20 protein-coding genes and 1 pseudogene are annotated in these 22605 nt (G+C 60.7%); 10 read left to right on the top strand and 11 right to left on the bottom strand.

All coding sequences use genetic code 11. The features are described 5' to 3' along the window. Positions 1-29: 29 nt before the first annotated feature. Together HDE72_RS05400 and aptA are read right to left on the bottom strand one after the other, a co-directional pair. Positions 30-1532: a CoA-acylating methylmalonate-semialdehyde dehydrogenase gene (locus tag HDE72_RS05400; protein WP_183737727.1), complete on the bottom strand. Its 1503-nt coding sequence runs from the start codon at positions 1530-1532 to the stop codon at positions 30-32. Between the two features lie 9 nt (positions 1533-1541). Then, positions 1542-2858, bottom strand: coding sequence for an omega-aminotransferase AptA (gene aptA / locus HDE72_RS05395; protein WP_183737726.1), 1317 nt, complete (start codon positions 2856-2858; stop codon positions 1542-1544). 220 nt (positions 2859-3078) lie between these two features. Here aptA and HDE72_RS05390 point away from each other — a divergent pair, with 220 nt between their 5' ends. Both HDE72_RS05390 and HDE72_RS05385 read left to right on the top strand, forming a co-directional pair. Further along, on the top strand, positions 3079-4518 hold the full coding sequence (locus HDE72_RS05390; protein WP_183738304.1) for an aminotransferase-like domain-containing protein: 1440 nt from the start codon (positions 3079-3081) through the stop codon (positions 4516-4518). Positions 4519-4527: 9 nt separating this feature from the next. Continuing rightward, entirely contained in the window at positions 4528-5232 is a 705-nt protein-coding gene (locus tag HDE72_RS05385) for a TetR/AcrR family transcriptional regulator (RefSeq protein ID WP_183737725.1), read from the top strand. A 28-nt stretch (positions 5233-5260) separates the two neighbouring features. Here HDE72_RS05385 and HDE72_RS05380 read toward each other — a convergent pair whose 3' ends face one another. After that, on the bottom strand, positions 5261-6190 hold the full coding sequence (locus tag HDE72_RS05380) for a choice-of-anchor A family protein (RefSeq protein ID WP_260176525.1): 930 nt from the start codon (positions 6188-6190) through the stop codon (positions 5261-5263). 107 nt (positions 6191-6297) lie between these two features. Beyond that, positions 6298-6477 carry a hypothetical protein gene (locus HDE72_RS05375; protein WP_183737723.1) on the bottom strand — a complete coding sequence of 60 codons (180 nt, stop codon included), beginning with the start codon at positions 6475-6477 and terminating at the stop codon, positions 6298-6300. 43 nt (positions 6478-6520) lie between these two features. On the opposite strand from HDE72_RS05375, the gene HDE72_RS05370 reads away from it, so the two are divergent. The 4 genes from HDE72_RS05370 to HDE72_RS05355 all read left to right on the top strand — a co-directional run bounded on the left by HDE72_RS05370 (position 6521) and on the right by HDE72_RS05355 (position 9182). Beyond that, on the top strand, positions 6521-7003 hold the full coding sequence (locus HDE72_RS05370) for a hypothetical protein (RefSeq protein WP_183737722.1): 483 nt from the start codon (positions 6521-6523) through the stop codon (positions 7001-7003). Between the two features lie 145 nt (positions 7004-7148). After that, the gene (locus HDE72_RS05365; RefSeq protein ID WP_260176524.1) at positions 7149-7424 is read left to right on the top strand and encodes a hypothetical protein; all 276 of its coding nucleotides are present in this window, start codon (positions 7149-7151) and stop codon (positions 7422-7424) included. Positions 7425-7587: 163 nt separating this feature from the next. After that, the gene (locus HDE72_RS05360) at positions 7588-8010 is read left to right on the top strand and encodes a VOC family protein (protein ID WP_183737721.1); all 423 of its coding nucleotides are present in this window, start codon (positions 7588-7590) and stop codon (positions 8008-8010) included. After that, on the top strand, positions 8004-9182 hold the full coding sequence (locus HDE72_RS05355) for a dipeptidase (protein ID WP_183737719.1): 1179 nt from the start codon (positions 8004-8006) through the stop codon (positions 9180-9182). The genes HDE72_RS05360 and HDE72_RS05355 overlap by 7 nt, the downstream gene beginning before the upstream one ends. A gap of 12 nt (positions 9183-9194) precedes the next feature. Here the strand turns inward: HDE72_RS05355 and HDE72_RS05350 are convergent, their stop codons facing one another. The 7 genes and pseudogenes from HDE72_RS05350 to xapA form a co-directional block, all read right to left on the bottom strand. Next, positions 9195-10406, bottom strand: coding sequence for a nucleoside deaminase (locus tag HDE72_RS05350; protein ID WP_183737717.1), 1212 nt, complete (start codon positions 10404-10406; stop codon positions 9195-9197). 7 nt (positions 10407-10413) lie between these two features. Then, positions 10414-10827: pseudogene (locus HDE72_RS05345) on the bottom strand (cytidine deaminase); the annotation flags it as partial. Positions 10828-10907: 80 nt separating this feature from the next. Further along, entirely contained in the window at positions 10908-12230 is a 1323-nt protein-coding gene (gene deoA, locus HDE72_RS05340) for a thymidine phosphorylase (protein ID WP_183737715.1), read from the bottom strand. 80 nt (positions 12231-12310) lie between these two features. After that, positions 12311-14692: an aldehyde dehydrogenase family protein gene (locus tag HDE72_RS05335; RefSeq protein WP_409254950.1), complete on the bottom strand. Its 2382-nt coding sequence runs from the start codon at positions 14690-14692 to the stop codon at positions 12311-12313. Positions 14693-14704: 12 nt separating this feature from the next. Then, positions 14705-15664, bottom strand: coding sequence for a deoxyribose-phosphate aldolase (deoC, locus tag HDE72_RS05330; protein ID WP_183737714.1), 960 nt, complete (start codon positions 15662-15664; stop codon positions 14705-14707). Continuing rightward, the gene (locus HDE72_RS05325; protein ID WP_183737713.1) at positions 15661-16854 is read right to left on the bottom strand and encodes a phosphopentomutase; all 1194 of its coding nucleotides are present in this window, start codon (positions 16852-16854) and stop codon (positions 15661-15663) included. The genes deoC and HDE72_RS05325 overlap by 4 nt, the downstream gene beginning before the upstream one ends. 121 nt (positions 16855-16975) lie before the next feature. Further along, positions 16976-17815, bottom strand: coding sequence for a xanthosine phosphorylase (gene xapA, locus HDE72_RS05320; protein WP_183737712.1), 840 nt, complete (start codon positions 17813-17815; stop codon positions 16976-16978). Positions 17816-18096: 281 nt separating this feature from the next. On the opposite strand from xapA, the gene HDE72_RS05315 reads away from it, so the two are divergent. The 4 genes from HDE72_RS05315 to HDE72_RS05300 all read left to right on the top strand — a co-directional run bounded on the left by HDE72_RS05315 (position 18097) and on the right by HDE72_RS05300 (position 22561). Continuing rightward, positions 18097-19290 carry a carbohydrate kinase gene (locus HDE72_RS05315; RefSeq protein ID WP_221291175.1) on the top strand — a complete coding sequence of 398 codons (1194 nt, stop codon included), beginning with the start codon at positions 18097-18099 and terminating at the stop codon, positions 19288-19290. A gap of 12 nt (positions 19291-19302) precedes the next feature. Next, positions 19303-20223 (top strand): pseudouridine-5'-phosphate glycosidase, encoded by a 921-nt coding sequence (locus HDE72_RS05310; protein WP_183738296.1) that lies wholly within the window; start codon positions 19303-19305, stop codon positions 20221-20223. A gap of 76 nt (positions 20224-20299) precedes the next feature. Further along, positions 20300-21202 carry a LysR family transcriptional regulator gene (locus tag HDE72_RS05305; protein ID WP_183737711.1) on the top strand — a complete coding sequence of 301 codons (903 nt, stop codon included), beginning with the start codon at positions 20300-20302 and terminating at the stop codon, positions 21200-21202. Positions 21203-21565: 363 nt separating this feature from the next. Next, positions 21566-22561, top strand: a complete 996-nt coding sequence (locus HDE72_RS05300; protein WP_183737710.1) for a BMP family lipoprotein — start codon at positions 21566-21568, stop codon at positions 22559-22561. Positions 22562-22605 lie beyond the last annotated feature (44 nt).

Below are 22605 nucleotides of genomic sequence, written 5' to 3'. Positions count from 1 at the left end.
TTTCTTATGCCTGCAATGAGCTGCCAGCCTTACTTCATCTGTGGAAAAGCAAATTCCACACCAGCGCTGGCAGTGTTGGGCCAGCGCTGCATCACGGCCTTGTGGCGCGTGTAGAAACGCACTCCTTCGGGGCCATATGCATGGTGGTCGCCAAACATGCTGCGCTTCCAGCCACCAAAACTATTAAAAGCCATCGGCACGGGCAAGGGTACGTTGACGCCCACCATGCCGACCTGGATCTGGCGCACGAATTCACGCGCCACGCCGCCATCGCGCGTGTAGATGGCTACGCCATTGCCATATTCATTGGCGTTGATCAGGTCCACCGCATGCACTACGTCGGGCGCGCGCAGCACGCACAGCACGGGGCCGAAAATTTCTTCCTTGTAGATGCTCATATCGGGCGTCACATGATCGAACAAGGTGCCGCCAACGAAAAAGCCGTTTTCACGGCCAGCCACCACATGGTTGCGGCCATCGACCACCAAAGTGGCGCCCTGCTCCACGCCTTCACCGATCAGTTTTTCGATGCGCTGCCTGGCTGCGCTGGAGACCACTGGCCCCATTTCCGCACCATGCTCCATGCCGTCGCGCACTTTGAGTGCAGCCGTGCGCGTTGCCAGTGCATGAATCAATTTATCGCCCGCGTCGCCCACGGCCACCACCACGGAAATGGCCATGCAGCGCTCGCCGGCCGAACCATAGGCGGCGCCGATCAAGGCGTCGACTGTCATGTCCATGTCGGCGTCGGGCATCACCACCATATGATTTTTCGCCCCGCCCAGCGCTTGCACGCGCTTGCCGCTGGCACTGCCGCGCGCATAGATATATTCGGCAATCGGCGTGGAGCCGACAAAGCTGATCGCCTGCACTACAGGGTGGTCGAGCAAGGCGTCGACTGTCACCTTGTCGCCCTGCACCACGTTGAAGACGCCATCGGGCAAGCCTGCTTCTTTCAACAGCTTTGCATGCAACAGCGAGGCCGAGGGATCACGCTCGGACGGTTTGAGTACAAAGGTGTTGCCGCAGGCGATAGCCACGGGGAACATCCACATCGGCACCATCACGGGGAAGTTGAATGGCGTAATGCCGGCCACCACGCCCAGCGCCTGGCGCATGGACCAGGCATCGATGCCGCGCGAAATCTGGTCCGTGAATTCACCCTTTAATAATTGCGGGATACCGACGGCAAATTCCACCATCTCGATGCCGCGCGCCACCTCGCCCTGCGCATCGGCAAAGGTCTTGCCATGTTCACGCGTGAGCATGGCGGCAAATTCATCCGTGTGCTGCTGGCATAGCTGCAGGTAGCGGAACAGCACGCGCGCCCGCGTCAAAGGCGGCGTGGCCGACCATGAGGGAAAGGCGGCGGCGGCAGCCTGCACGGCAGCATCGACGTCCTCGCTGGTGCCCAGCGCCACGCGTGCCACCGGCACACCCAGGGCCGGGTTATACACGTCGCCATAACGGCCGCTGCTGGTGTCGACTTTGGCGCCGTTGATAAAGTGAGTAATCGTATCGAGATCAGTCATCGCTTTTCCTTAATCAAGGTTCTTCAACACCGTCGCCAGCTTGCCGAACAGTTCGTCGATATGTTTTTTCTCCAGCACCAGCGGTGGCGACAGCGCGATGATGTCGCCTGTGGTGCGTATCAGCACGCCGTCGGCGAAGGCTTGCTTGAAGGCGTTGAAAGCGCGCGTGCCGGGTTTTCCGGCGATGCCTTCGAGCTCGATACCGGCGATCAGGCCGATGCTGCGCAGATCGATCACATGCGGCAGCCCTTTCAGGGAATGCACGGCGTCGCTCCAATACGCCTGCATGCCTTTGGCGTGCCCCAGAATGTCCTGTTCTTCGAACACTTCCAGGGTCGCCAGCGCCGCGGCGCACGCGAGCGGGTGGCCCGAATAGGTGTAGCCGTGGAATAGCTCGATGCCGGCCGGCGCGTCCATGAAGGCGTCGTGGATATACTGCTTGCTGAAGACGGCGCCCATCGGCACCATGCCATTGGTCAGGCCCTTGGCGGTCGTCATCAGGTCCGGTTCGACCTCGAAATAGTCGGCGGCAAATGGCGTCGTCATGCGGCCAAAACCGGTGATGACTTCATCGAAAATCAGCAGGATGCCGTGCTTGGTGCACAATTCGCGCAAGCGTTTCAGATAACCCTTCGGCGGGATCAGCACGCCGGTGGAGCCGGCGACCGGTTCGACGATCACGGCGGCAATCGTCGAGGCGTCGTGCAGGGTGACGATGCGTTCGAGTTCATCGGCCAGGTGCGTGCCGTATTCCGGTTCGCCCACCGTGTAGGCATTCTTTTCCAGGTTGTGCGTGTGCGGCAGATGGTCGACACCCGTCAGCAGCGGGCCAAAGGTCTTGCGGTTGCCGGCGATGCCGCCCACGGAAATGCCGCCGAAGCCCACGCCGTGATAACCGCGTTCACGGCCGATCAAGCGCGTGCGCCCGCCCTCGCCGCGCGCCTTGTGGTAGGCCAGCGCGATCTTCAGCGCCGTATCCACCGCTTCGGAACCGGAGTTGGTATAGAACACGTGGCCAAACTTGTGGCCCGTGTAGTCCATCAGTTTTTCCGCCAGATCGAAGGCGGCAGGATGGCCCATCTGGAAGGTAGGCGCGAAGTCCAGCTGGCCCACCATTTCGCGGATGGCGCCGACGATCTTCGGCTGCCCATGGCCGCAAGGCACGCACCACAAGCCGGCCGTGCCGTCGAGGATGGTATTGCCATCGACGTCCTTGTAATACATGCCTTCGGCCGACACCAGCAGGCGCGGATGCGCCTTGAAGTCGCGGTTGTTCGTAAATGGCATCCAGAATGCCGACATCGATTCCGGCTTTGTAGTATTCATGACCTTCTCCTGGGAGTGGGACTCTCGTATCGTCAATATCGTTTTTGACGAAGCGCAAAATAATTTACCAGTTGGCAAAAAGCTGGTCTAATCATAGTCAGGCCACTCGCAATGGCACAGATACACAAACGGCAAAGTTAGCCAACCGTACAGGTCGAAAAACCACTACAGTTTTTGTGCAAGGCAGCATAAGGAGCCACCGGTGAAGCACAGTGACAACATGGAAGAGCCATCCTGCAATGTGAGCGGCTGGCCCGTCCTCGAGATCGGCCGCCACAAGAAAGGTGGTCTGGTCGAGCAGATCGTGATCGCCGTCAGCGTCATGGTGGGCAGCCGCGCCTTGCGCATCGGTACCAAAATGCCGTCCGTACGCCAGTTTGCCAAATGCAATGGCGTCTCCACTTTTACCGTTGTCGAGTCGTATGACCGCTTGGTCAACCTGGGATTGCTGTCGTCGCGCCGCGGTTCCGGCTACTTTGTGGCGCGCCATGATGTGGCCAGTTCGCCACAAACCGCCATACAGACCAGCCCGGCCGCCATCGACGCACTCACGCCCGATCTGTATTCGGGCGTGTCGGAAGCGCTGCCGGTGGGCGCGGGCTGGCTGCCGCCGGAAATGTATGGCGAGGCTACCGTGCTCGACGCCGTGCGCCAGGCCATGCGCATCCCGGCCAGCCGGCTGCGCGGTTATGGCCATCCGCTGGGTTTTCCTTCGCTGCGCCAGCACCTGGCCGCCACCTTGTCGGAAGAGCTGTTCCAGGTCGAGACGGACCAGATTCTGCTGACGCACGGCGCCACGCATGCGTTTGATTTGATACTGCGCAGCCTGACCAAGCCGGGCGACACGGTGCTGGTGGAAGACCCCGGCTACAGCAATCTGCTGTCGCTGATACGCCACCACGGCTGCATCCCCGTCGGCATCAAGCGCGACGAGGCGGGACTCGATCTCGATGCGCTGGCTACCGAAGCGGCACGCAGCCAGCCTAAACTAATGTTCGTCAACACGGTGCTGCAAAATCCGCTGGGCACCTCGCTGTCGCAGGCGCAGGCGCACCGCTTGCTGGCACTGGCCGAGCAATTCGATTTCTGGCTGGTGGAAGACGATATCTACCGCGAACTGGCGGCGCGCGGCGAAGCCTCGCTGGCGGCCATGGATGGCTTGCGCCGCGTGATCCGCGTGGGCAGCTTTTCCAAAACCTTGTCACCGGTGCTGCGCGTGGGATCGATCTGCGCCTCGCCGTCCCTGCTGGCCGAACTGGTGCGCGTGAAAATGCTGACGGGCCTGACGACCTCGGAAATCAACGAGCGCGCCGCCTACCATGCAGTGTCCGCGCGGCCCTACAAGCGCATGATAGAAAAGCTGGTATCCCAGCTCGACGACGCCCGCGAACGCAGCATCGATAGCCTGGCGCAAGCGGGCATGACGCCGGTGGCGCGCCCGCGTGGCGGCATGTTCGTCAGTGCCGGCTGGCCCGATATCCAGACGCCGGAATGGAATGGCAAGCTGGTGGCCGACATGGCGTTGAAGGCAGGCATATTGCTGTCGCCGAATGAATTTTTCATGCTGCGTCCACCCGAGACGGTGTGGTTCCGTTTCAACGTGGCTTACACCGACACGCCCGTGCTGCAGGCATTCCTGCAATCGATACGCCCGCGCTAGAGAGACAACATGGATAGCGAAAAATCCCTTGCCACGCCCGTTAAAAGCGCCAGCGGCCGCCGCCTGCAAAACCGCGACCGCCTGGAGGCAGACATCCTGGAACAAGCCGTGCGTGTGTTTGCGGAAAGCGGCTACGAAGGCGCCTCGATTGCCACCATCGCGGAGCGGGCCGGCATGTCGAAGCAGAACCTGATGTACTACTTCCCCACCAAGCAGCAGCTCTACCAGCGCGTGCTGGACGATGTGCTCGACGACTGGCTGGCGCGCATGGACAAGCTTGCCAGCGCAGCCGATGGCGAAGGTGAGGGCAAGCATGCGCCACAGGATATGCTGCGGGCCTACATAGGCGCCAAGCTGCGTTTTTCACGCGAACAGCCGTGGGCTTCGCGCGTGTATGCGCTGGAAGTGATCAATGGCGCGCCCCTGTATGGCGCGCAGATACGCGAGCGTGTCGTGCCGCTGCTGCGCAAGGATATCGCCATGTTTGAGGCTTGGAGCAAGGCCGGCAAGATCGCACCCGTGAACGCTACGCATCTGATGTTCGCCATCTGGGCCATGACGCAATCGTATGCGGATTTTTCAGCGCAGATGACCCTGGTGCTGGACCGCGAAGAACTCACGCAGCAGGATTTCCATGACGCCGAAACGCTGATCGTGCAAATGGTGCTGGCGGCGGTGGCGATGAAACCGCAGGGCGAAAAAAAACCGCCATGATGGCGGTTTCTTCAGCTAAGCCAGCGAATCAGGCGGCCTTGTTCTTGCGGCGGCGCGCCATGAAACCGACCAGACCCAGGCCCGCCAGCAGCATGGCGTAGGTTTCCGGTTCCGGCACGGCCGACACCAGGCCGGCGACATTGGTCGGCACGAAGTAATGGTTGGCATTGACCTGGATATTCGAATTCCAGTTACCCACCACCACGTTGCCATTGATCTGGCCATTGCCGCCAGAGACGGTCGCCAATGGCGCCAAAATGCTGCCGTACAGGCCCACGCCATTGAGCGTGATGTTTTGCGCTTCGTAGAAGTTGTACAGCACATTGTACTGGCTGAAATTGCCGTAGCCACCCGAGAGGTTCACATTACTGCCGCTGATATTGAGGATCAGCGTGTCGTTCGCATTGAGGTTGCTGAAGTTGAAGTAGTTGACCGAACCCAGCGCAGCAGCAGTCAGGTCGAACACTTGCACACCGCCCGTACCACTACCGCCGCTCAAGGTCATGCCGCCATATTGCACATTGCTCGTGCCGGTGGCCACCACCGTCGACAACGATGTCGAAGTGCTTTTCAGCTGGGCCGAGGTCGATGCGAACGAGACAGGCGAGGTGGTCGATTTCGACGCGCCATCAAAACCCGTGCTGCTGGTGGTCGTGTTGCCGCCCACGTAATAGCTGCCGTTCTTGATCGAACCGGCGCTGTAGTTCAGGTTGCCGCCAACCACCAAGGCGTAGCCATTCGTGCCGTAGGCATCCTTGTTGTTCTGGTTGATCGAATAGCTCGATGCGGTCAGGTTGCCGCCGACCAGCACGGCACCTTCCACGTCGCTGCTATTGGCGGTGAAATTATTCAGGGAATACAGATTGGCGCCGCCGATGCCCAGATCGACGACTGCAGCCTGGGCCGCACCGGCAACAAACATGCTAGACAAGAAGAGAATCAGTGGTGATTTGGACATGGTTGACATTTAGTTTCTATATTTGAAAGTAAGTTGCATGCAGGATATCACAACTGCTGAGTTTGATCTGTCTCAAAATCACAACTTTTATAATAAAAATGAAAACTTTATTGCATTATGAGAATCATTTTCATTGATACAGCTTTAACTTGTTTATGGGTGGCAACAAACGGAATCATCAATGGCGCAATATCATTCTCATCGGCAAGTGTGCAACTGATATAGTGCTTGTGCTTCGAACGCAGGCGAACTTGATGATACGATCGCGCCAGCGCCAGCAATGGCATCAGCTTTAACTCCCAAGCGGATAATTTAAGGATAGAGAGTGCAATGAAACGATGGTCAATTGGCGCATTGCTGCTGGCGTATGCCTGCGGCGCGCAAGCAGACGTATTTAACGTCATAGAAAACAAGCCACTGAGCGAAACCTGGCTCAACGCGGGCTTTTACTCGTATCACTTCCAGCGCGACAAGGACCTGAACGACAGCAATCCCGGCCTGGGCGCCGAATACCGTTTTTCCACCGTGGCCTCGGCTACCGCTGGCCGCTTCTACAATAGCGACCGCGCGTATTCGAACTACCTGGGTGTGTACTACCAGCCTATCCAGATGGGTCCGCTGCGCCTGGGCGCCGTGGTCGGCGGTTTCAACGGTTATCCGAAAATGCGCGACGGCGGCTGGTTCCCTGCCCTGATCCCCACCGTCAGCTATGAATACCAGCGCGTGGGCGTGAACATCGCCATCGTGCCATCCTATAAAGACCGGTTATACGGCGCACTGAGTTTTCAACTCAAGCTGAAGGTTTTTGAATAACTGCTTATCGGGGCATACCGCAGTTGATGCCGCCAAATCCTCCATTCGTCGCAGACCCGCTGTGCCCGCGCCGTGGCCGGGCTACAGTGCAGTCATCGCCAGGCCGCAAACGCGGCAGGCATATCGACGATAACAGGAGCGCAGCATGAAAGACATCAACTCGGCACCCGGCAGCAATTCCTTCTCGGCCTTCTGGCAAGACCTGTGCGGCTATGCCCGCCAGGGGCTCGATGCTGTGAGCGCCATGCCCTGGCCCATGCTGCTTGCCTGCGCCATCGGCCTCGCTTTCATCATCACCATCCTGCCGCTGGTGATCACCCTGTTCGCCATCTTCCTGCTGCTGAAATGGGCCAGCAATCTGGGCGGTTCCAGCTGGGATAAAAAAACGGCCACGACGGAACAGCCAGGCAAACACGAATAAACGGGAACGCTGCTTGTGACGGGAATGGGTGTGGCTTATAGTACTTAGTACTTGAGCACGATCATGACAGGCATCAACTCCATCAGCATGGACCGCGCTGATACTGAACGCTGCGCGGCGTGCATGATCGAAGTTACTCCATCCCCGTCACAGGAGTTTCCGTATGTCCAATACCGCAAAAGCCACCCGCGCAACCACCATCCCTTGTGTGCGCTACCACGATGCACCGGCGGCAATCGACTGGCTATGCCAGGCATTCGGTTTTGAAAAACAGCTGGTGGTACCCGACAACGATGGCGGCATCGCCCACGCGCAACTGAGCTTTGGCAACGGCATGGTCATGCTCGGTTCCGTCGTCGACAGCGAATATGGCCGGCTGATGAAACAGCCCAAGGAAATCGACAAGGCGAATACGCAAGGCTGCTACCTGGTCGTCGAGGACGCCGATAGCGTCTACCGGCGCGCCATCGAAGCGGGCGCCGAAATCGTGCTCGATATCAAAGATGAAGATTACGGCGGACGCGGCTTTACCTGCCGCGACCTGGAAGGCCACGTCTGGAGCCTGGGAACCTACGATCCATGGTAAAACGCAAAACACTGTTCATCGGCGCGGGCGCCATCGGCTTGCTGCTGGTCGGCGGCGTCCTGGCCGCGCCCATCCTCGTCGACAGGTCGCTCAACAAGGTCTACCCACCCTCGTCCAAGCCCGTCTCCAGACAGGCATTGGCCTTGCACCAGCGTTTGTGGATCGCCGACCTGCATGCGGACAGCCTGCTGTGGCAGCGCGACCTGAACCAGGCTAACGGACGCGGCCATGTCGACTTCCCCCGCCTGGTGCAGGGCAACGTGGCACTACAAGCGTTTTCGGCCGTGACCAAGACGCCGCGCCACATGAATATCGACCACAATGGCAGCGACACCGACAACATCACGGCGCTGGTGATCGCGCAGCGCTTGCCGCCCGCTACCTGGACCAGCCTGCTGGCGCGCGCCACCTACCAGGCGCAGGAACTGCATCAGCTGGCCAGCCGCAGCAATGGCAAGGTCACCGTCATCGGCAGCCGCGCCCAGCTGCGCAACTTCATCGCCGCGCGCGACACCACACCTGGCCTGGTGGCCGGCTGGCTGACGCTGGAAGGCGCGCACGCGCTGGAAGGCAAGCTCGATAATCTTGATATGCTGTATCGCGCCGGTTATCGCATGATCGCGCCCACGCATTTCTTCGATACCGACATCGGCGGCTCGCAGCACGGCTTGCACAAAGGTGGCTTGACGCCGCTGGGCAAGCAATGGCTGGTCGCCATGGAACAGCGCAAGATGATCGTCGACCTGGCGCATGCCTCGTCAGCCACCATCGACGACGTATTGAACCTGGCCACGCGGCCCGTGATCGTCTCGCACACGGGCGTGCGCGGCACTTGCGACAACGGGCGCAACCTGTCGGACGCACAGCTGAAAAAGATCGCTGCACAAGGTGGACTGGTGGGCATCGGTTTCTGGAGCACCGCCGTCTGCGGCAAGGATGTGACGGCCATCGCGCGCGCCGTTCGCTACACGGTAAAACTGATCGGCGTGGAACACGTGGCCTATGGCTCGGACTTCGACGGCGCGGTCACCACGGCGATAGACGCCGCCGGCTTGCCGGCCCTGACGCAAGCGCTGCTGGACGCGGGTTTATCCGAGGCGCAGATACGCCGCGTCGCCGGTGAAAACGTGCGCGACTTTTTACTGAAAAATTTACCCGATGACGATGCCTGAACGGCAAACTGTCTAGCCGATGGCGGCCACCAGCGCGCGGTCGGCCACCTGCGTGGGGCGAACCTGGATGATGTTGCGGTACAAAGGCGGCATGGCGCGGCACAGCGCCTGCAATTCCGCCTGCGGCATGGCAGGCCGCACATACTGGAATTGTGCCGGATTATTTTCCGGCAGCGCACCCTCCATCGTCGAACCATACGCGCCCAGGGTCATGAAGCTGGCGGCGCCCGCATCCGGGCCGATGGCCAGCACGAAAGTGCCATGTTTGGGATGCCCCAGATAGCGCTTGATTTCATCCTGTAGCGGTGCGTCGGCGGCAGCCATCAATTCATAGCGCAGCTGCGCGTACTGGCGCGTGCATTCCATGAACGGTGTGCGGATGACGGAACTGGCCAGCTGGCCCGGCATACATAACAACAGGTTGCCGAAGGCATCGAGCAAGGCGGCGGCGTCCCCCTGGCCGCCATCGCGTTTGTCCTGCTCCATGGCCGCCTGTAAAAACGGCGCCAGGCCCGCGTCGGGCGCATGCGGCGCGCAGCGGTAAGTGAGCGCATCGGGATAACGGCGGCGCAAGGCGCGCACCACCACGTGATCAAGCGGCAAGCTGGCCGGGTCCAGCAGTGCTGCATCGTCGCCCGCATGCAGCAGCCGCATCACCTCGGCCGAGGTAGACTCGAACACCAGCGAGCACAAAGCCTGCGTCGCCTCAGAGATGCTCTTGCCGATAAAAAAAGACTTGGGTGTGGCGCCCGAAGGCAGGCGCGCATATTCGCTGGCGCCGCGCACGCTGGGGTAAGCAAAGCGCTTGCCAGCCAGCTGCTGCAGCGGCTGCGGCAAGGCCGTGAAACTGGCAGCGCCATCGTAATTGATGCCGGCCTTGGCGTCGGGCGCGGCCACCACCACATTGAAGCCTGCTTCCAGGATCGCCCCCGTGCACATGCAGCACGGGTCGAGCGACGTAACGATGGTCAGCTCGCACGGCGGCGGCAAGGGCGTGCCCTTGGCCCGCTCGGCAAAATACCAGTCGACCAGTTGGCGTTCGCCATGCGCGGTCGGATCGAATACCAGTCCCTGGCGCACGACATTGTTGTGCATCGATTGCAGCACATTGCCTGCGCCATCGAGCAAGACGCCGCCCACGCCGAACGTGCCCTGCGTCTTGGCGGCCATGGCTTCGGCTGCCGCGATGGCCACGGCGGCCTGGATGTCGATCGTCTTGTTCAAGATGGTCCTAGCGCTGCATGTCCAGGTCGGAATTGCCAAAACCGTGTGGCAGCAACCAGCCCGCCGTCACTTCCATGACCTCGTTTTTCAGGTTGGTCAGCACCACTGGCAAGTCCTTGCCACCCAATTCAAAAATCACCTGGCGGCAGGCGCCGCATGGAGAAATCGGTTCGGCAGTATCGCCCGTGACGGCCAGCATGGCGAAGTCGCCTGCTTTACAGCCATGCGCAATCGCGCTGAAAAACGCCGTGCGTTCGGCGCAGTTGCACAGGCCATAGGCAGCGTTTTCCACGTTACAGCCACGGAAGACGCGGCCATCCTTGCACAGCAAAGCGGCGCCCACTTTAAAACGCGAATACGGCGCATATGCCAGTTCACGGCCGGCATTGGCTTCGGCGATCAGTTCTTGTTTGTTCATTTGATTATTTACCTGTGAAACCCGCGAAAGGCCGGGGTCAGACCCTCAGGGTCTGACCCCAGATTTTTGCTTCTGGGTTTAGTTTAAGGACGTATCGTACGGTAAATCACCGGATTGGCCGTCAGGGCCACCGGGCTGATGTCATACGCCGCCTGGATTTCCTTGACGGCCAGCTCGGCCGCCTCTTGCGTACGTGCGTGCACCATGGCCAGCGGCTGGCCGGCGGCGACTTGTTCGCCCAGACCAACCAGTTCCGTCAGGCCGACGGCAAAGTCGATGGCGTCGGTAGGACGACGGCGCCCGCCGCCCAGTGCCACCACGGCCAGGCCGATGCCGCGGCAATCGCGCACATTGGCAAAACCTGCGGACAGCGCTGGCGCCGGCACCACGAATGGGGCTTTTTCCAGGTGCTTGTCCGGATTGTCGATGAGGTCTGCAGGGCCGCCCAAGGCGGACACCATGCGCGAGAAGCGCTCGGCCGCTTCACCGGAAGCGAGCACCGCTTCGAGCTTGGCACGCGCTTCTTCTTCGGTGGTGGCCAGACCGCCCAGCACCAGCATCTCGGCGCACAGCGCCAGCGTAACTTCATGCAGGCGCGCAGGACGCGAACGGCCTGTCAGGTAATCCATGGCGCCGCGCACTTCCAGCGCGTTACCGGCGTAAGGCGCCAGCGACTCATTCATGTCCGTCAAAATAGCGGAGGTTTGCATGCCCGCGCCATTGCCGACGGTGACGATGCTCTCGGCCAGTTCCACCGATTTGTCGTAGGTCGGCATGAAGGCGCCGGTGCCCACTTTCACATCCATCACCAGCGCGTCCAGGCCGGCCGAGAGTTTTTTCGACAGGATGGAGCCGGTGATCATGGCTACCGATTCCACCGTCGCGGTCACATCGCGGATGCTGTAGAAACGCTTGTCGGAGGGCGCCAATTGGGCCGTCTGGCCGATGATGGCCACGCCGACTTCTTTCACCACCTTGCGGAACAATGCATTGTCAGGCACCGTACAGTAGCCTGGAATCGCGTCGAACTTGTCCAGCGTGCCGCCGGTATGGCCCAGGCCACGGCCCGAGATCATCGGCACGTAGCCGCCGCAGGCAGCGATCATAGGGCCCAGCAGCAAGGAGACCACATCGCCCACGCCGCCCGTCGAATGCTTGTCGACTACGGGCCCTGGCAAGTTCAGCGAGCGCCAGTCCAGCACCTCGCCGGAATCACGCATGGCCAGGGTGAACGCCACGCGCTCGTCCATGTTCATGTCGTTGAAAAAGACCGCCATGGCCAGCGCCGCGATCTGGCCTTCGCTGACGCTGCCGTCAGTAATGCCACGCACGAAAAACTGGATTTCTTCTGCGCTCAAGACGCCCTTGTCGCGTTTTTTACGGATGATTTCTTGGGTTAAAAACATGGAATAACTCCAATAAAAATAGGTTTGGGGCCAGACCTGACAGGACTGACCCCAGCTTTGCGAAACTAATTGTCTACCGCTTAGACGCCGTAAGGTATCCAGACGTTTTTCACTTGCGAGGCATGCGCCAGCACGGCGCGGCCACCGCTTTGGGCTGCGCTATACCAGTCGCGGCCTTTGGCGCCACCGACCCAGGTGCGCTTCAGGGTGCCAGCCGACAGGCGTTCGACTTCCGCGCAGCCTTCGCCTGAGCCATCATGGCGCCAGACGGCGTCGATGTCCGCGTGGGTGGCCAGGGTGCGCGCCAGTTCATCGGCGTTGCCGCTGATGATGTTGACCACGCCGCCCGGCAGATCGGAGGTATCGAAGACCTGGTACAGGTCCAGCGCGGATAGCGGGTGCGCTTCCGACGCCACCACCACCACGCGGTTGCCCAGCGCGATGGCCGGCGCCACCAGCGAGATGAAGCCGAGTAATGGCGCTTCGTTCGGACAGACGATGCCGATCACGCCGACCGCTTCGTTCAGCGCCACGGTGATGCCCTTGGTAGGTGGCTGGTGCGCCAGGCCGTCGTATTTGTCGGCCCAGGCAGCGTAGTAGAACAGGCGTTCGATCGATGCCTGTACTTCCTTCTCAGGATTTTTACTGCCCGTCATGGCGGCGATGCGGGCGGCGAATTCATCAAAGCGGGCTGCCAGGTTTTCAGCGATGTAATACAGCACTTGCGCGCGGTTGTGCGCGGTGGCGCTGGTCCAGCCAGACGCCTTGTGGGCTGCTTCGACGGCGTTGCGGATATCCTTGCGGCTGCCCACGCCTACCTCGGCCAGCAGAGCGCCATTGGCGCCAAACACCGGCGTGCTGTAGGCGCTGTCAGGACGCGCCTGCTTGCCGCCGATGTACATCTTGGCCGTGCGGTCGATGGCAAATGGATCGGCTGCCACCGGCTTGGCGGCGGCTTTCGCCTTGGCTTCCACCACCGGCGCAGCTGGGCGCGCATCTTCGGCCAGGGCCGTCATGTATTCGAGCATGCCTTCGCGGCCGCCTTCACGGCCGAAGCCCGATTCGCGGTAGCCGCCGAAACCGCAAGCGGCGTCGAACTGATTGGCGCTATTGATCCATACCACGCCAGCCTTGATGGCCGGGGCGATGTCCAGCGCCAGGCTGATCGACTCGGTCCACACGCTGGCGGCCAGGCCGTACACCGTATTGTTCGCCAGTTGCACCGCTTCAGGCGGGGTACGAAAGCTCATGGCGACCAGCACCGGGCCAAAGATTTCAGCTTGTGCCACGGCGGCCGAGGTCGATGCGCCCGTGATCAGGGTAGGCGGGAACCAGGAACCGTCGGCCGGCAATTCGCAGACCGGCTGCCATACATCGCAGCCTTCGGCGCGAGCCGAATCGACCAGTGCGGCGATGCGCTGGCGCTGTACCGGATCGACCAGCGCGCCCACGTCCATCGATTTATCCAGCGGCGAACCCAGACGCAGGTTTTCCATGCGCGCACGGACCTTGTTCAGGAAACGCTCCTGTATCGATTCCTGTACCAGCAAACGCGAACCGGCGCAGCAGACTTGTCCCTGGTTGAACCAGATCGAATCGACCAGGCCTTCCACGGCGCCATCGAGGTCCGCATCTTCAAACACGATGAAGGGCGACTTGCCGCCCAGTTCCAGCGAGAGCTTCTTGCCGCTGCCAGCCGTCGCTTCGCGGATCAAGCGGCCCACTTCGGTCGACCCCGTGAAGGCGATCTTGTCGACGCCAGGGTGGTTGACGATGGCGCTGCCCACGCGGCCGTCGCCGGTGACGATATTGACCACGCCGGCCGGCACGCCCGCCTGCAGGCACAATTCGGCAAACAGCATGGCGGTCAGGGACGTAAATTCAGCGGGCTTGAAGACCACCGTGTTACCGGCGGCCAGGGCCGGGGCGATTTTCCACGACAGCATCAGCAGCGGGAAATTCCAGGGCACGATCTGGCCCACCACGCCCACGGCGCGGTAGTCGGCGAATTCTTCCGATTGCAGCTGCGCCCAGCCGGCGTGATGGTAGAAATGACGGGCCGCCAGCGGCAGGTCGATATCGCGCGTTTCGCGGATGGTCTTGCCGTTGTCCAGGGTTTCGAGCACGGCGAACAGGCGCGAGTGCTTTTGCAGCAAACGGGCCAGCGCGTACATGACCTTGGCGCGGCCATGGCCACCCATGCCTTGCCACACGGGCAGCGCGCGGCGGGCCGCGTCTACTGCGCGTTCGACATCAAGGTCGGACGCTTGCGTCAGCTCGGCCAGTTGGGCGCCGTCGGCAGGATTGGTCGAGGCGAACAAGTCGGCCGGCTCGCTCCAGGCATTGTCGATGAACAGGCCAAATTTGCGCTGATGGCCGTCCAGCCAGGCCAACGCTTCTTTTTGACTTTCGGGTGCGGGGCCGTAGTCCATAGTCGTGAGGATCTCGTTAATTGTAGGCATGACGATTATTCTTTAAGGTTGTGCGTGACGATGATTAGCCGAGTAGCTGCCGGTGACGTAGTGCTCGAGCTGGCGCTCGATGTCGGTCAGCAGGCTGGAAGCGCCGATGCGGAACAGGTGCGGCTGCAGCCATTCATTGCCCAGTTCTTCCTTCATCAGGGTCAGGTACTGCAGCGCGCTCTTGGCAGAGCTGACGCCGCCAGCCGGCTTGAAGCCCACCTGGAAACCTGTCTGCTCGTGGTATTCACGGATCGTGCGCACCATCGTCAGGCCCACGGGAATGGTGGCGTTCACGCCCTCTTTACCGGTCGACGTCTTGATGAAATCGGCGCCCGCCATCATGCACACCCACGAGGCTTTCGCCACGTTTTCCAGGGTCAGCAAATCGCCGGTGGCCAGGATCGCCTTCACGTGCGCTTCGCCGCACGCCTTGCGGTAGGCCAGCATTTCGTCGTACAGCACTTGCCAGTTGCCGTTCAAGACGTGCTGGCGCGTGATGACGATATCGATTTCGGTGGCGCCAGCTGCGACCGACAATTCGATCTCGCGCAGCTTGGTTTCCATGCTGGTCAGGCCAGCCGGGAAACCGGTCGACACGGCGGCGATCGGCAAGCGACCCTGGATCACCTGCGCCGCAGGCTTGATCATCTCGTGGTAGACGCACACGGCGCCGGTGCTCAGTTCAGTGATGCCCAGCGCGGCCATCAGGTCGGCGCGCAGCGGGCGCATGGCTTTCATGCACAGGCGCTCGACGCGGCCCGGCGTATCGTCACCGCCCAGGGTGGTCAGGTCGATCACCTGGATGGCTTTGACCAGCCAGGCAGCCTGGTATTCTTTTTTCACCGTGCGGCGGTTCGCCAGGCTGGCCGCGCGGCGGTCCGTTGCAGCGCGGTTCACGCGGATCTGGTTAATCCAGCCCAGGTCAAGGCCGATGGCCTCGTTACGCTTGAAGTCGGGGTGCATAAGTGTCATAACAAGCTGCTTCCATTCGCAAGTGGTGGTACGCCAAGGTGCTTGGCGAGAGTCTGGCCGATATCGGAGAAGGTCTCGGAAATGCCCAGCGAGCGCGCAGGCACGCCGGGGCCGAAGAAGATCATCGGGATATGTTCGCGTGTGTGGTCCGAGCCGTGCCAGGTCGGGTCGCAGCCATGGTCGGCGGTGATCACGACCAGGTCGCCCTCTTTCAGCCTGGCGATGAATTCCGGCAGGCGCGCGTCCATTTCGCGCAGCGCATCGGCGTAGCCTTCCACATTGCGGCGGTGGCCGAAAGCCTGGTCAAAGTCGACGAAATTCACAAAAGTAAGCGACTTGTCCTGCACTTCATCGGCGGTTGTCAGCAGCGCTTCGAACAGCGCCATATTGTCGACGCCCTTGACTACGCGCGAGATACCCTGGGTAGCGAAAATGTCGCTGATCTTGCCCAGGCCGACGACTTCGCCGCCCGCGTTTTTCACATGGTCGAGCAGGGTCGGTGCCGGCGGTGCGACCGCGTAATCGTGGCGGTTGGAAGTGCGCGTGTAATTGCCGTTGCTGCCCTTGAACGGGCGGGCGATGACGCGGCCGATATTGTAGGGTTCAACCAGTTTGAAAGCCATTTCGCACACTGCGTACAGGCGCTCGAGGCCGAACGATTCTTCGTGCGCGGCGATCTGCATCACCGAGTCGCCCGAGGTGTAGATAATCAGCTTGCCGGTGGCGACATGTTCATCGCCATGCTTGTTGATGATGTCGGTGCCGGAAGCGTGGCAGTCGCCCAGGAAGCCGGGCACGCCCGCCAGCGCTTGCAGCTTGCCGGTCAGGTCGGCCGGGAACGAGGGCGTGGTGCGCGGGAAGTAGCCCCAGTCGAATTCGACTGGTACACCGGCGATTTCCCAGTGGCCGCTCTGCGTATCCTTGCCGGTGGAACGCTCGCGCGCGGCGCCGTAAGCGCCGGTAAAACCGTCGCGCTGGTCGAAGCCAACCGGCCATTCGCCGCTGGCGAGATGGGCGGCAGCGCCCAGGCCCAGGCTTTCCATGACCGGCAGTTTCAAGGTCTTGCCGCTTTTGGCGACAGTGCTGGCAATATGGCCAAGGGTATTGGCGCCTGCGTCGCCATACTTGGCGGCGTCTGGCGTCGCGCCTAGGCCGAAGGAATCAAGCAGGAGGATAAATGCGCGTGACATGATAAGGCTCGCTTTATGGATGTAATGCGGGATGATGCGGTCAGTGTAGGCCGGATTTTCCCGGCCTGCCGCGCGGCAGCGCCGGTGGATGGCGCTGCCGCTGAGGCGTGAAGAAGACTGCTTAGGCTTGCGGTTTTTCAGCTACTTTGGACAAGAAAGCCAGGATCAGGGTCACCAGGTCTTTCGCGCCGATGGCCGCGTATTTCAGGGTTTGCTCGTGCGACAGGGCGAATGGCGACATGCCTTCAGCCAGGTTGGTGATAACGGACACGCCCACCACTTTCAGGTCGCAATGACGGGCCGACACCACTTCCGGCACCACCGACATGCCGACCGTGTCGGCGCCCAGGCGGGCCATCATGCGGATCTCGGCAGCCGTTTCAAAGTTCGGGCCCGGGTAAGCGACAAACACGCCTTCGTGCAGGGTGATGCCGTTCGATGCGGCGGTTTCCTTGACCAGGTTGCGCAGGTCGGCATCGTAGGCGTTGGCCATGCTGAAGAAGCGCGGGCCGAAACGGTCATCGTTCGGGCCGACCATCGGCGTGCCTGGCAACAGGTTGATATGGTCGCTGATGGCCACCAGGCTGCCGGCGTCCACTTCAGGGCGCAGCGAACCGGCGGCATTGGTCACGAACAGCATTTCGCAGCCCAGCAGTTTCAGGGTGCGGATGGCGCTCGTCATGACGCCCATGCCGTAGCCTTCGTAGAAATGGCCGCGGCCTTTCATGCAGACGACAGCGACGCCCGACAGCGTGCCGATCACCAGTTCGCCGGCATGGCCGTGCACGGTGCTGATCGGAAAACCTGGCAATTCGTCAAAGCTGATGCTGACGGAATCCGTCATTTGCTCGGCCAATACGCCCAGGCCGGAACCGAGGATCATCGCCACGCGCGGCTTGAAATTTTCAGGGGCGCGGGCACGGATGATTTCGGCGGCGTGGAAAGGGGCGTTGTTCGACATGGTGATCCTCTGCTGGAATAAGAAATAGTTAGATGTTCGTCGATCTGCGGCGCTGTTATGCCCGCATTTCGGCGAGACAGGCGTGTCTGAGGGTGTTCGCTGAAAATGCTGCTGAAATGCTTAAATTGCCATGGTCGCCACTATGCATCAGGCGATTATGTAAGGCAAATACCATTTTTCTTGCGCATTTATATCAAACACATATAAATGGCCAATATTATAGTGCATGCATGAGCCTGCCTGCCAGCGGCTTCAGACAGTGATTGACAGCCATAAAACAAATGTTTACAGTTAAAGACAATTGTTTTCAACTGATCGCTGCCGTGACCGACCCCTCCAAAAAAGACCAGCTGTATGCCCTGATACGTGGCAATCCCTTCATCTCGCAGCAAGACCTGGCGAGCGAACTTGGCTTGTCGCGCTCCGCCGTGGCGGGCCACATCGCGGGCCTGATCCGCGAACGCCGGCTGCTGGGCCGCGCCTATGTGCTGCCCGACAGCCGTCCCGTGCTGTGCATCGGTGCGGCTAACCTGGATCGCAAGATGCGCACCCTGGCCACCTTGCAGATGGGCACCTCGAATCCGGTGCGTTCCGAAGAAGTGTTTGGCGGCGTGGGCCGCAATATCGCGGAAAACCTGGCCCGATTGTCGATACCCGTCGCCTTGCTGACGGCGCTGGGTGACGATGCGGCCGGCCACGCGCTGCAGACTCATGCAGAAGAAGCCGGCATCGACATGCGTGGCAGCTTGCACTTAAGCAACACTGGCAGCGGCACTTATACCGCCGTGCTCGATGAACATGGCGAAATGCTGCTGGCGATGGCCAACATGCAACTATATGAAGAGCTGACACCGGCCTTTTTACACAGCCGCCAGCCCCAGCGCGCCGCTGCCGCCCTGACCGTGTGCGACCTGAACCTGGGCCATGACAGCGTGACCACCCTGCTGGACTACGCGCGCAATAACGATGCCGCGCCACTGGTGATCGTGGCCGTCTCGCAACCGAAGATGGCCCATCTGCCGCAAGACCTGACGGGCTTGCGCCTGCTGATATTGAACCGTGGCGAACTGGAAACGCGCGTGGCGCGGGCCTTGCCCACGGCAGCCGAGCTGCGCGCCGCCTGCCGCGAAGTACAGCGCCAGGGCGCGCGCCAGGTGATCGTCACCTGTGGCGGCGAAGGCGTGTACTTTACCGATGGCGAGAGCCTGGACGCCCCGATTTCCCACCTGGCCGCGCGCGAAGTCGATGCCGTCGACGTGACGGGCGCCGGTGACGCTTTCTCGGCCGCCGTCTGCTGGTCGCTGTATCACGACAGGCATGACTTGAAACTGGCGTGCCGGCGCGGCTTGAAGCTGGCCGCCATGACCCTGGAATCCGACGCCACCGTATCACCGCTGATCTCGGCCGATGCGCTCGACGATATCGACGACGCCGACCTGGCGCCACCTCCCCCTACCCTTTTTCAACAGGACTAAACCATGACACAGCTGCACAATTTCCTTTCCTTCTCGCAAGAAGTACTAGACGCGCGCGCCGCCGGCAAAGCCATCGTGGCGCTGGAATCGACCATCATTTCGCATGGCATGCCTTATCCGCAAAACGTGGAAATGGCGCGCGAAGTGGAACAGATCATCCGTGACGGCGGCGCCGTGCCTGCCACCATCGCCATCATCGACGGCAAGATCTGCGTGGGCCTGTCGCCAGAGCAACTGGAATTGCTGGGCACCTCGCCCGACGCCATGAAGGTCAGCCGCCGCGACTTGCCGTTCGTGCTGTCGCAAGGCAAGCTGGGCGCCACCACCGTGGCCGCCACCATGATCTGCGCCGAACTGGCCGGCATTGCCGTGTTTGTTACGGGCGGCATCGGCGGCGTGCACCGTGGCGCGGAAACCAGCTTCGATATTTCGGCCGACTTGCAGGAACTGGCGCACACTTCGGTGGCCGTGGTCTGCGCAGGCGTGAAATCCATCCTCGACATCGGCCTGACGCTGGAATACCTGGAAACGCATGGCGTGCCGGTCATCAGCGTGGGCCAGGAAGGTTTTCCTGCTTTCTTCACGCGTGAAAGCGGCTTCAAGGCAGATTTCCGCCTCGATACCGCTGCTGAACAGGCTGCCTTCATCGCCACCAAGTGGCAGCTGGGCTTGAAAGGCGGCGTGGTGGTCAGCAATCCTGTTCCTGCCGAGCAAGCGATGCCAAAGGAAGAAATCGACGCCATCACGGCGCAAGCGTTGCAGGAAGCCGACACCGGCGGCGTGAAAGGCAAACAGGTCACGCCATTCCTGCTGGCACGCATCAAGCAATTGACGGATGGCCGCAGCCTGGCCACCAATATTGCGCTGGTCAAGCACAATGCCAAGGTCGGCGCGGCATTAGCCATTGCCATGCCGGCGGTGCTGGCACGATAATAGGACTGTAACAAGGCGCGCCGGCCTTTCAGTGCCGGCGCGCCATTCCCGAGCATCAAGCAACGCCAAGGAAAGCATGTCCATCGATCTGAAACAGTTAAAGTATTTTCTCGCCGTGGCTGAGGAGAAAAGCTTCAGCCGCGCAGCGGAGCGCCTGCACATCTCGCAGCCGCCCCTGAGCCAGCAGATCATGAAACTGGAAAGCGAACTGGGCGTGCGGCTGTTTGCGCGCACCACGCGCACTTTCGAGCTGACAGTGGCGGGCAAGGCGCTGATGAACGAGGCAGCCGATTTGCTGGCCAAGATGCGCATGACCATCGACACCATACGCCAGATCGACCGTGGCGAAGTGGGCCGCTTGCGCGTGGGCATCGTCGGCTCGGCCATGTGGGGGCCTATCCCCAGCCTGCTGGAAGAATTCCAGACCAAATTTCCCCGCGTCACCTGGACTTTGCATGAGTCCGGCCCCAACGCCCAATATGAAGCGCTGCGCGCCAAGCAGATCGACGTGGGTTTCTGGCGCGAACCCAAACTCAACGATGACGACTTGCGCCACGACAATCTGCGCCAGGAACTGTGCTTCCGCGAAAATGTCTGCGTGGCCGTCAATGAACACCATCCACTGGCGAAACAGACATCCATCGAGCTGATCGACATCGCCAACGAACCGCTGCTGACCCTCAACCTGGACAAGTCCGCCTTTCCCCGCTACCTGGTGCAATGCTGCGTGAACGCCGGCTTCGAACCGGTGATTTTCCAGGAAGCGAGCGAACCGCAAACCCTGCTGGCCATGGTGGGCGCGGGCCTGGGCGTGACCCTGGTGCCGGAAACCACCAGCCGCATCGGCTGGCCCGGCGTGGTGTTTTTACCCATCAAGACCAATCCGCCGTCCGCCAACCTGTATATCAGTTACACCACGCTCGATGATGCGCCGGTGGTACGCGCCTTCCTGAATATCCTGAATCCACCGGCAGCTTGATCTTGGCCTGAGGATTTATACGCCTTACATATAAATCCCTAAACAAAAACGTATTTGTCATACATATCTGGCATGATGCATAGTGGTCTGGACGCCCATCACGGCGCCGGTCCTGTGTTTGCCTTCCAGCCAGTTCCGGCGATAGCCACGATGTTGTAACCATAAAAGAGACGCGGCGCGACTGTTGCATGAGCATCACACTGTAGACATAAAACCATGCTGGACCAGCAATGATCTTGCCTGATACGGTGCAATGTTGATAAGGAATCATTTCCTTGTGTATGAAAAACAGCTTAAATCGGCCCCAAATTAGATGTTTCCCCTATAAAAAATATACAATATCGGTCTTCCAGGAGCCAATTCATGAAACTTACACAATTTAGTTTGACGATCGCAGCCGCATTGCTGGCTGCTCAAGCGTCCGCGGCTACCCCTAAACTGGGTATCGTGTATGACGCGGGCGGCAAGTTCGACAAGTCGTTCAATCAATCCGCTTTCGAAGGCGCAGAGCGCTTCAAGAAAGATACCGGCATCTCGTTTATCGAAGTGCAGGCGTCCAGCGACACCCAAGCCGAGCAAGTATTGCGTGGCCTGGCGCGCAAAAAACTCGACATGATCGCTTCGATCGGCTTTTCCCAGACACAAGCGGTACAAAAAGTCGCCAAGGAATTTCCCAACGTGAAATTCGTGCTGATCGACGGCACGGCCACTGGCGCCAACGTCAACTCGGTACTCTTCAAGGAAGAAGAAGGCTCCTACCTGGTCGGCGTGGCAGCAGCCATGGCCAGCAAAAGCAAAAAAGTCGGCTTTATCGGCGGCATCGACATTCCCTTGATCCGCAACTTCGCCTGCGGCTACGCGCAAGGCGCCAAGTCGGTCAATCCGAAAGCCGAGATTACGCAAAACATGGTTGGCACCACCGCCAGCGCCTGGAATGACCCGGCCAAGGGCAGCGAACTGGCCCGCTCGCAATTCGAGCGCGGCGTCGATGTGGTCTTCGCCGTTGCTGGCGGCAGCGGTCTGGGTACCTTGCAAATGGCCAAGGAAAAAGGCAAGCTGGCCATCGGCGTCGATTCGAACCAGAACGCGCTGTATCCAGGCACCATCCTGACCTCGATGGTCAAGCGCGTCGATAACACGGTCTACGACAGCTTCATGGAAGTCAAGAACGGTACCTGGAAGGGTGGCGTGGTGTCCAAAGGCTTGAAAGAAGGCGGCGTGGATTGGGCGCTCGACGCGAACAACCGCAAGCTGATTACGCCGGAAATCGAAAAGCGCGTGTTGGGTGCGCGTAAAGATATTATCGATGGCAAGGTCAAAGTGATCGACTACCGCGTCGGCAGCAGCTGCCCGGTCTAAACTCACTCTTCATCACTAAGCGCGCCGCCGGGGCTGGTCCCCGC

Source organism: Janthinobacterium saanense, from assembly GCF_014200675.1.
Taxonomy (GTDB): domain Bacteria; phylum Pseudomonadota; class Gammaproteobacteria; order Burkholderiales; family Burkholderiaceae_D; genus Janthinobacterium.
Note: the sequence above shows the minus strand (reverse complement) of the source record. Positions and strands in the feature narration are given on the sequence as shown.

Coding starts and splice junctions, on each gene's coding strand:
- HDE72_RS05400 (WP_183737727.1), bottom strand. CDS start 1,532: ATGACTGATCTCGATACGATTACTCACTTTATCAACGGCGCCAAAGTC.
- aptA (WP_183737726.1), bottom strand. CDS start 2,858: ATGAATACTACAAAGCCGGAATCGATGTCGGCATTCTGGATGCCATTT.
- HDE72_RS05390 (WP_183738304.1), top strand. CDS start 3,079: ATGGAAGAGCCATCCTGCAATGTGAGCGGCTGGCCCGTCCTCGAGATC.
- HDE72_RS05385 (WP_183737725.1), top strand. CDS start 4,528: ATGGATAGCGAAAAATCCCTTGCCACGCCCGTTAAAAGCGCCAGCGGC.
- HDE72_RS05380 (WP_260176525.1), bottom strand. CDS start 6,190: ATGTCCAAATCACCACTGATTCTCTTCTTGTCTAGCATGTTTGTTGCC.
- HDE72_RS05375 (WP_183737723.1), bottom strand. CDS start 6,477: ATGCCATTGCTGGCGCTGGCGCGATCGTATCATCAAGTTCGCCTGCGT.
- HDE72_RS05370 (WP_183737722.1), top strand. CDS start 6,521: ATGAAACGATGGTCAATTGGCGCATTGCTGCTGGCGTATGCCTGCGGC.
- HDE72_RS05365 (WP_260176524.1), top strand. CDS start 7,149: ATGAAAGACATCAACTCGGCACCCGGCAGCAATTCCTTCTCGGCCTTC.
- HDE72_RS05360 (WP_183737721.1), top strand. CDS start 7,588: ATGTCCAATACCGCAAAAGCCACCCGCGCAACCACCATCCCTTGTGTG.
- HDE72_RS05355 (WP_183737719.1), top strand. CDS start 8,004: ATGGTAAAACGCAAAACACTGTTCATCGGCGCGGGCGCCATCGGCTTG.
- deoA (WP_183737715.1), bottom strand. CDS start 12,230: ATGTTTTTAACCCAAGAAATCATCCGTAAAAAACGCGACAAGGGCGTC.
- HDE72_RS05335 (WP_409254950.1), bottom strand. CDS start 14,692: ATGCCTACAATTAACGAGATCCTCACGACTATGGACTACGGCCCCGCA.
- deoC (WP_183737714.1), bottom strand. CDS start 15,664: ATGACACTTATGCACCCCGACTTCAAGCGTAACGAGGCCATCGGCCTT.
- HDE72_RS05325 (WP_183737713.1), bottom strand. CDS start 16,854: ATGTCACGCGCATTTATCCTCCTGCTTGATTCCTTCGGCCTAGGCGCG.
- xapA (WP_183737712.1), bottom strand. CDS start 17,815: ATGTCGAACAACGCCCCTTTCCACGCCGCCGAAATCATCCGTGCCCGC.
- HDE72_RS05315 (WP_221291175.1), top strand. CDS start 18,097: ATGTTTACAGTTAAAGACAATTGTTTTCAACTGATCGCTGCCGTGACC.
- HDE72_RS05305 (WP_183737711.1), top strand. CDS start 20,300: ATGTCCATCGATCTGAAACAGTTAAAGTATTTTCTCGCCGTGGCTGAG.
- HDE72_RS05300 (WP_183737710.1), top strand. CDS start 21,566: ATGAAACTTACACAATTTAGTTTGACGATCGCAGCCGCATTGCTGGCT.